This window comes from Coleofasciculus sp. F4-SAH-05 (genome assembly GCF_040222985.1).
Taxonomy (GTDB): Bacteria; Cyanobacteriota; Cyanobacteriia; order Cyanobacteriales; family Coleofasciculaceae; genus Coleofasciculus; species Coleofasciculus chthonoplastes.
The window spans coordinates 1-8,452 of the sequence record NZ_JAVKBY010000091.1; the positions used below are offsets into that span (position 1 = coordinate 1).

Consider the following 8,452-nt stretch of genomic DNA (forward strand, 5'->3'; position numbering starts at 1 on the left):
ACTACATTGAGCATCTTGGTCACTACATTGAGCATCTTGGTCACTACATTGAGCATCTTGGTCACTACATTGAGCATCTTGGTCACTACATTGAGCATCTTGGTCACTACATTGAGCATCTTGGTCACTACATTGACCATCTTGGTCACTACATTGACCATCTTGGTCGCTACTGACACTTAATTTAAATGCATGATAGGCTTAGTCGTTCACTCAAATTTGGCGTCACACTGGCTAATTTATTTCCGTGAAACTCGGTGAAATAAGGAACTCGACCAGCTTTTCTGTTAACGTTATTTTTGGAGCAAATTAGGAGAACATTATGCAAACAGCTGATAAATCTGCGCCTGTCAATATTGGTATATCAGAACAAAACCGCAAAGAGATTGCTGAAGGATTGTCTCGCCTGCTAGCAGACACCTATAGCCTTTACCTCAAGACACACTACTTCCACTGGAACGTAACCGGACCGATGTTCCACTCGCTGCATAATATGTTTGAGACCGAGTACACTGAATTAGCTGTCGCGGTGGATGATATTGCCGAACGGATTCGCACCATTGGTTATCCAGCGCCTGGTAGTTATAGCGAATTTGCCGAACTCTCTTCGATTCCAGAAACTCGTGGTGTTCCGGAAGCCACAGAAATGGTACGTTTACTGGTCGAAGCCAATGAAGCCGTGGTGAGAACAGCGCGGGAAGCGTTTCCAGCGGCTGAACGGGCGAATGATGAGTCTACCGTTGACCTATTAACTGAACGGATGCGGACTCATGAGAAAACCGCTTGGATGCTGCGGAGTATGCTGAAATAATCGGTCATTGTTAAATGTAGGTTGGGTTATTGCGACAGTGTAGGTATAGCCTTCTTGTCGATTAACCCACCATTTCTTTTTGATCCTTTACTTTGTTAGAGGACAAGGTTTTTACATTGGAATCAGGGCGGGTTTTGTTGTTCAGTTTTCGGTGAATATCTGATTTAATGGCTAAACCAGCCCCTACAATTGACCATTCCTATCATACATATCCGGCTGGAACCTTCTGCCTTCTGCCTTCTGCCTTCTGCCTTCTGCCTTCTGCCTTCTGCCTTCTGCCTTCTGAGTTATTAACGCCTCAGCAAACGTCGCCGCCGAGTTCGCAAGTAGACTCGTAGGGGAAACTGATAAAACTCCATTAATAGCCAGACAATAACGGCAAAATGGAAGAAAAAGGTTAATCCTGTCCAAACCATGGGTAGCCAAGCCAAGCGACTACCGGGCGTGGGCGGGAAGGTGTAAGCAGCTACGCCAATTAACGTCGTGGGTAGAATCACAAACGCCGCCGCAAAAATCCAGGTAACCCATCCCCATTCAATACCTTGGAGATGCGCCCCCACCCAGTTTTTACCAGTCCAGCGCCAGGTGAGGGGTGGCTGTCTATCGGTCATTTTCAATAATTGCTGTTCCAAGTCAGCCACGAAAATATGACGACAGGCTTCACAAGCCAGCGCATCCATTAATGGCATCCCTTGAATTTGACCCACACGACAGATGGGACAGGGGTAAATCCCTTGATAGTGCAAACGGTTGGTTAAATCGGGTAGGTATTGCATGTTAACAGCAATGTGCTTCTTTTGTAATATTAGCGAGGTTGCCAAAAGAAATCTGCGATCGCGCCATTTTCTTCTACCGCTTCTGGCATACCGAACAACACCGAACGCTGAATTAAGGGACGATAACTCAGACGACGGGCAACTCGGCTGGGTATACCATAGCCATAGACAATATGACCCCTACCCGCAATCACGACGACTTGATAATCCGGATTAGCGGTGAGAAAATCAGCAATCCCGTCTGCCATAGTTTCATCCCATAGCACCTGAACGCTGAAAAATCGTTCAAAGCCATCGCTATTACCATGACCTGCCTGTTGATGCTGATTATAAACCGCTTCAACCATTTGCCGATAGTCTGCGTTATCGGTGCGAATTTCATCCAGGGGGGGAATCTGCTGAAGTTCGTCACTCGTGAGACTTTCTAAGCCATTCCGGGCAACTTTGCGGCTAATTTCCGTGGGGGCATTTAAGGCTAAAACAGGCAGTTGATGGGTTTGAGCGAACTGTAATAGGGGGGCATAATAATCCCAGGGAAATCCCCAGCGTTGTTCATAGTCTGTTTGCTCAATCAATTGAGTTTCTGTCAGGTGTCCAGCTAAATATTGATCCAGAATATCCTGATAGGGACGCTGGAACATTTCCATCGCTAGGACAATTTTTGGATTCTCTTGGTAAAGGGCTTGCAGAATTTCGAGTTGGGCTTTATGGTCATCAGGATTACTATGAATTTCCCCTAGATAAACGACATCAGCTTTAACTAATTCCTGGAGAATCGTTTCTGGAGATGTTTCAAACTGCATCTCAACAGGTTGATTATTCGCCTGTGTCAGCAGATGAGACATTTGAGCGCCAGCCGGGGGGGTACAGAAGCAAACGATACCCAAAGACAAAGCGCAAAGTTGGGTTCTTAGTAAGGGCTTTAGCCTATATTTGCTGAGATTTCCTGACGTCAAAATAACCTACAATTGATTCCACTTGTTTAGCTGTGCCATGCTTGAAATCTTACAATTTTTATAGTCGCACGTCAATCCGGGGACATCTTTAATCTATCATCTAATTCATCATTGTAGGGGCATGGCACACCTTATTTGATGAATTAGAATTGGTTCGTAGTGAGGGAACCTCAGCCCTCTCCAGCTAAGCTTTATAGCACTCTTCGTGCTTACTACAAACAAAACCCTATTTTAGCTGTGCCACGACAGTAGGGGCGCATGGCGTGCGCCCATAAAATCGACAAATCTAATCCACAATTTTAGCTGTGCCATGCCGCCATCGTGCGTTAGGCGCATTGTCAGGTTAACTTGTATTGTCCCCCAACATCATTCTGCATGAGTCTCTCAGGTTGAGAGATATATCGCTATGATCATAAATTTATGACATCTATGAAGCGTCGTCAGTTTATCCAATTTGCTACCTCGGCTTTAGCAACCATCGGTTTAAACCAACTGGATTTACAGCGCCAATCCTTACGCTATGGTAAAGTCTTAGCCCAAAGCACCTCCCGCAAACTTGCCCTGTTAGTGGGGATTAACCAGTATCCCACCAATAGCGATCGCTTTACTAGTGCAAGAAAGCAGAAATAACTGAACAGCTAATATCTCCCCCAGCTTCCCCAGCTCCCTCTGCTCCCCCTGCTTCATCGTATCTACGAAGCGGCTCTTGTATTTTTGCCGCGCTGCACTAGCCTCTCTGGATGCGTCAATGATGTTCGCTTACAGGAACAACTCCTGATTAATCGCTTCGGGTTCCAGCCGGAGGATATCAAGACAGTTACGGATACCGAGGCGACTCGTGATGGCATTTTAACCGCCTTTGAAACCCATTTAATTCAGCAAGCCAAACCCGGAGATGTGGTAGTGTTTCATTTTTCGGGACATGGTTCACAAGTCATTGATCCCAATCCCATTGATCCGACTTATCCCCTGAATAGTTCCTTTGTTCCGGCGAATGAACATTGGCAAGCCGAGGAAGGGTTTGTCAATGAAATTACTGGACATACCCTATTTTTACTCATGTTTGCCCTGAAGCAGAAAACCGACAACGTTACTGTGGTGCTGGATAGTTGTCATTCGGGGGGCGGAACCCGGGGAAATGTGAAAATCCGGGCGATTCCTGGGGGCGTGGATTTCCGGATTAGTCCGGAAGAAGTCGAGTATCAACAACAATGGCTAAAACGGCTGAATCTATCCCCTGAAGACTTGATCAAATTGTATCAGCAAGGCGTCGCCACTGGCGCGGTGATTGCTTCAGCCCAACGGGAACAATTCGCGGCGGACTATCCCTTTCCCGGATTTCATGCGGGAGCGTTTACCTATCTACTCACCCAAACATTATGGCAGAATAACCATGATGTGGAAAGTGCGATCGCGGGAATTGAACGGGATATGCGATTCCTTTCCACCCAACTCCCCCTGGTAGAGGTTCCACCGAATAGTCGCAATCAACGAAGTCGGATGACCGATGAGTATCAGCAGCAATTGTCATTAGAAACACCGGATAAAATGCCACCTGTGGATAGTTTAGGTTTATTTTATCCAGCCTTAGAAGTGATTCAGTTTCGAGTTACGAATCGGGAAGAGAAGGATTTACATTTAGGAATTATGTTGGTTGATCCAACTGCCGGAATTACGGTTTTATTTCCTAATGAATTTCAGGAAAACGCACGGCAAGATCCGGATAATGCCACCCGGATTAAGCCCAATCAAACGCTGTTAATTCCCAATCCCAACATAGATGAATTTGTCTTGGTAGCGGAAGAGGCTGGCTTGGGCGAAGTCTTAATTGTCGCCAGTGATCAACCCTTAACTAAAGCCTTACTCAAACTGCGTAGCCTTGCCAGAGGTAAAAGGGGGATAATTTCGACGCGGGGAGAGGACTCATTGGAGATAATTAATGATTTAGTTGATGATGTTAGTCGAGGCGCACAAGTAGGAGTGAGGCGGCGGATTCGCACCTCACAAATGGCAGCGCTTTCGATTACGTTTAACGTGGTTTAACCACTCTTATCAACAGTCGTAATCGTAGGGTGCGTTAGGCGAATTTGAGGATTAACGTTCACCATCTCAATACATAAGCGCCGTAACGCACCATGTTGCTATCAAATAAGGTGTGCCGTAGGGTGCGTTAGGCAAATTTTAGGATTAACGTTTATCATCTCAATATATAAGCGCCGTAACGCACCATGTTGCCATCAAATAAGGTGTGCCGTAGGGTGCGTTAGGCGAATTTGAGGATTAACGTTTATCATCTCAATACATAAGCGCCGTAACGCACCATGTTTCCGTTCGGTATGGCAATATTTCGGTGCGTTACGCTGCGCTAACGCACCCTACTTTTAGAGAGATTTAATTCCACTCGCCTTGCAACGTAAACGCTGCCCAATAATAGGGAGATTTCCATTGAGTTTCTCGCTGCATTTGCAACTGAGTTTCCCGCAACGCTTGGGCAGGCTTCAATCCATCATCTAACAGTAAACGATAAAATCGAGTCATAAACTCCGCCGTTGCTGCATCATCCACATTCCACAAACTCACCACTAAACGCGGCGCACCTGCATACATAAACCCTCGCGTCAACCCCACTAATCCTTCGCCTCGAATTTCTTCTCCTAATCCCGTTTGACAAGCACTTAATACCACTAATTCCGCTGGCAGATTCAGATTAAAGATATCGTGGAGTCGTAAAAAGCCATTTTGGGAATTTCCTTGTTGATCCACTAACGATAACACCACACCCGATAATTCGGGTGCTTCACTATTGAGAATACCGTGAGTGGCTAAATGAATGATCTGATAATCTCTCAGTTGGGGATTGTCGATAAAGTCACGATTGGCATCAAAGTCAAAGGCGTTAACTTGGGTGGCTGATGCGACTAAATTTAGAATGGCTTCGGCTTCAGTACGAGTGCCAGGAAGACGATTTAAGTTAATGTCAGAAACGCGAACAGAACGATTAAGTAACGCTTGATTTAAAGTTGTTTCTGTGCCTTGATTTGAGGGAGTTTTCAGGCGGTTATCATTATCCGTGAAAACCGGGTCAGCCAGAATCGCTAATTGTTTGGGCGCTTCCTGGCGTCCGTTAATTTGGTCACGAATAATCCCTAAGGTGGAACTGGAGGGTAAGTTGACCAGTTCGTATTGATTAATTAAGGGAACGGGAGTATCGGTATCGGCAGTTTCGGGTGTGGCTAAAGCGGCAAAGGGAATGTATTTTAATGCCCCATCCGCAACAACGACGATGCGTTTTTTAGTTAATTGTTCAGCCACTTGTCCGAACAGGAGTTTACTCAGTTGTGCCACGGAATTTAAATTATTACGGGGGACAACCTTAGCAATGCCTCTGGGATTGCCAATTTCATAACCGGGAATTTGTAAGAGGTTATAGAAGCGGCGGGCGAAGGCTTCGATTTCATCTCTGGCAGGGAGTTGATAACTGGTTAAGCTATCTTTGGTTACTGCCCAGAGATAACTATTGTTTTCACCTAAGGAATACTGTAATAAAATAGTATCCTCATCCAGAATCTGTTGTTGAACTTGTTCTAAGGTTAGGGGTTGGGGATATTTCAGGGCGGCATATTGTGGACTTGTCGCCCGGATTTGGTCTTGCAGTTGTTGATAATCAGCTAAAAGTTGTTGTCGTTGTTGTTCAATAGCGGTTTTCTGGGCTGGAGTTGATTCAGGATTACTATATATTTCAATCCGTTGTTTTTCCGTCGCATCGAGTTTAGCGTTTAAGGTTTGTTCTTGTTGGAGTAAGTCAGGATCTACACCTTCTCGGATATTGGCATTGGCTTCGGTGAGTAATTCTAATAGCGTTCTGGCGCGAGAACGTTCGCTGGCGTGGAAGGCTAGTTTATCGTAATCTTGAGAAGGATTTTGTTGATGCAGTTGCATCAGGAGATCGATGTAGAATTCGTAATAACTTTGTACCGTGGCGAAATAGGTTTGACGTAGTTCAGGACTAGCTACTTTAGTCCGTAAATCTTCGATAATCTCAATCGAGGCTTGCATTTGAGTTAACGCTTGTTGGAGATTGCCTCGGTTGCTTTCTATGTAGGCGATATTGGAGAGGGTTTCTGCTGCTTGGGTGCGATCGCCCACCGCCCGTCTTAAGGGTAAAGCCTGTTGGTAGTACTCTAATGCCTGTTGTTTCTCTCCTAAATCTGAATAAACAATACCAATATTATTCAGCGTTATTACTTCCCCGGCGCGATCGCTCACCGCCCGTCTTAAGGATAAAGCCTGTTGGTAGTACTCTAATGCCTGTTGTTTTTCTCCTAAAGCTGAATAGACAGCACCAATATTATTCAGGGTTATTGCTTCCCTGGCGCGATCTTCTAGTTTTCGATAAAGAGGTAAGGCTTGATTATAATAATCTAGAGCTTTTTGCTTGAATCCTAATAAATCATGAGTTCTACCCAGTAGCAGATAAATCAAAGCCTCTTTTGATTGATCCCCCACCTCACGCCACAGAGGAAGCGCTGCTTCCCATTTTTAAATCGCTTGTTGCAGTGATTCGGCTGTCCCTTGTTGAAACAGTTGCCATCCTTCGTCAGACAGTCGTTCGGCTTCAGCGCGTTTGTCGGTTTGGGCGATCTTTATCGGCGCTATTTCTCCAGCGCGTTTTGGTAGGGATAACCCCTGATCTTGTCCCACAGCAACTATGAAAACGCTGCTGAAGATAGTGATTACAGCATGGCAGGAATAAACCAACCATTGCCGAGAAGCTAAGGTTGGCTTGAGAAAATAGGTTTGACGTTTTTCTGTTGGCTTTTGGTAATGCATCAGTTTACGTTCACGTTTGGGTTGAGTGCGCCTTCACTACCCTCTATGTCTTACGAGGTTGAGGTTATGCAATGTAGAGACGCGCCATGGCGCGTCTCTACGTCCCCATTTTCACCTATCCAGGGATTTATCCCTACCCAGCAAACCGTTCTAATAATTCCTGACGAGAAAGCGTCAATAGCAAAGGAGTCAACTCTTGATGAGGTAACTCTAACATGGCTGCGATTTTGTCGGCTAATTCCGCATCAACTTCACCAAACCTTACTCTCAGCAGGTTCTCCACCTTTTCCCGCTTACCTTCGCCGAATCTCAAATCTCGCCCAGAACCCTCGCCAAACCACAGTAATAACTCCTGCTTAGAAAGGCTAAACAGTAGACGAGTTAACACCTCTGGCGGTAACTGTAACATCGGTGCGATGATCGCTTCTAATTCGGCATTAATCTCACCAAACCGCACTCGGAGGAAGTTTTCCACCATGAGTCGCTGTCCTTCTTGTCTGCCTTCTAAGACAGCCTCTTCCCGCCATTTAAAATACGCTGGTGATAAATTCATAATTAACTCCCGATCTGCATTACTTAACCTTTCACTCCTGCCCACATTAATGCGCCAATTGGCTAGTATTTCCAGTATATTCCGCCGCAATGGACTTTCTTGGGGCAACTCAAGTAACTCCTCAATTGCTTGTTGCTGTGTTCTCCTTTTTCCTAATACTCTTAACCACAGTGTATCTTGACTTACGGGTAATTGGTTAATCGCTACCAGTGCGGTTCTCTGAAACTCCGGTAAGAAGTAAACCCCTTCTCCCCAATTCTCCGACTCATTCAACTTGGCACCAAACCCGTTGAGTAACCGTTGAGAACAAGAGGGCGATAGAATCCACAAAAGGGGTAACTCGTCCTCGGACACAGAACGTTTCTCCCGTCGTGCCTGTCTCAAAAGTTCAGCTCGTAGCGAATACAATTTCAATAAGCAACCGTGTATTTCGGCTACAGTAGGGGCATTACGAAACGGTTCAAATAGACAAGCGGTAGTTGCCATTTTACCCAATAATCCCAGATTAGAAGAATCTGTCGAGGGA

At 45.6% G+C, this 8,452-nt stretch carries 7 protein-coding genes and 1 pseudogene; 3 read left to right on the forward strand and 5 right to left on the reverse strand.

The features are described 5' to 3' along the window. The first annotated feature begins 322 nt into the window (after window positions 1-322). Entirely contained in the window at window positions 323-811 is a 489-nt protein-coding gene (locus RIG27_RS11530) for a Dps family protein (RefSeq protein WP_446345234.1), read from the forward strand. Between the two features lie 290 nt (window positions 812-1,101). On the opposite strand, the gene RIG27_RS11535 is transcribed toward RIG27_RS11530, so the two are convergent. Beyond that, entirely contained in the window at window positions 1,102-1,587 is a 486-nt protein-coding gene (locus tag RIG27_RS11535; RefSeq protein ID WP_446345236.1) for a hypothetical protein, read from the reverse strand. 29 nt (window positions 1,588-1,616) lie between these two features. Then, window positions 1,617-2,432 carry a ChaN family lipoprotein gene (locus tag RIG27_RS11540; protein WP_446345246.1) on the reverse strand — a complete coding sequence of 272 codons (816 nt, stop codon included), beginning with the start codon at window positions 2,430-2,432 and terminating at the stop codon, window positions 1,617-1,619. Between the two features lie 531 nt (window positions 2,433-2,963). Between RIG27_RS11540 and RIG27_RS11545 the strand changes: the two are divergent. Both RIG27_RS11545 and RIG27_RS11550 read left to right on the forward strand, forming a co-directional pair. Further along, window positions 2,964-3,140, forward strand: a pseudogene (locus RIG27_RS11545) (caspase family protein); the annotation flags it as partial. A 117-nt stretch (window positions 3,141-3,257) separates the two neighbouring features. Further along, window positions 3,258-4,586: a caspase family protein gene (locus tag RIG27_RS11550; protein ID WP_446345238.1), complete on the forward strand. Its 1,329-nt coding sequence runs from the start codon at window positions 3,258-3,260 to the stop codon at window positions 4,584-4,586. Between the two features lie 348 nt (window positions 4,587-4,934). On the opposite strand, the gene RIG27_RS11555 is transcribed toward RIG27_RS11550, so the two are convergent. From RIG27_RS11555 to RIG27_RS11565, 3 genes are all read right to left on the reverse strand, one after another. Beyond that, entirely contained in the window at window positions 4,935-7,025 is a 2,091-nt protein-coding gene (locus RIG27_RS11555; RefSeq protein ID WP_446345240.1) for a CHAT domain-containing protein, read from the reverse strand. A 57-nt stretch (window positions 7,026-7,082) separates the two neighbouring features. After that, window positions 7,083-7,373: a hypothetical protein gene (locus RIG27_RS11560; protein ID WP_446345242.1), complete on the reverse strand. Its 291-nt coding sequence runs from the start codon at window positions 7,371-7,373 to the stop codon at window positions 7,083-7,085. 133 nt (window positions 7,374-7,506) lie between these two features. Further along, the coding region (locus RIG27_RS11565; protein ID WP_446345244.1) for a hypothetical protein at window positions 7,507-8,452 on the reverse strand (946 nt) is incomplete at its 5' end.

Coding starts and splice junctions, on each gene's coding strand:
- RIG27_RS11530 (WP_446345234.1), top strand. CDS start 323: ATGCAAACAGCTGATAAATCTGCGCCTGTCAATATTGGTATATCAGAA.
- RIG27_RS11540 (WP_446345246.1), bottom strand. CDS start 2,432: ATGTCTCATCTGCTGACACAGGCGAATAATCAACCTGTTGAGATGCAG.
- RIG27_RS11535 (WP_446345236.1), bottom strand. CDS start 1,587: ATGCAATACCTACCCGATTTAACCAACCGTTTGCACTATCAAGGGATT.
- RIG27_RS11560 (WP_446345242.1), bottom strand. CDS start 7,373: ATGCATTACCAAAAGCCAACAGAAAAACGTCAAACCTATTTTCTCAAG.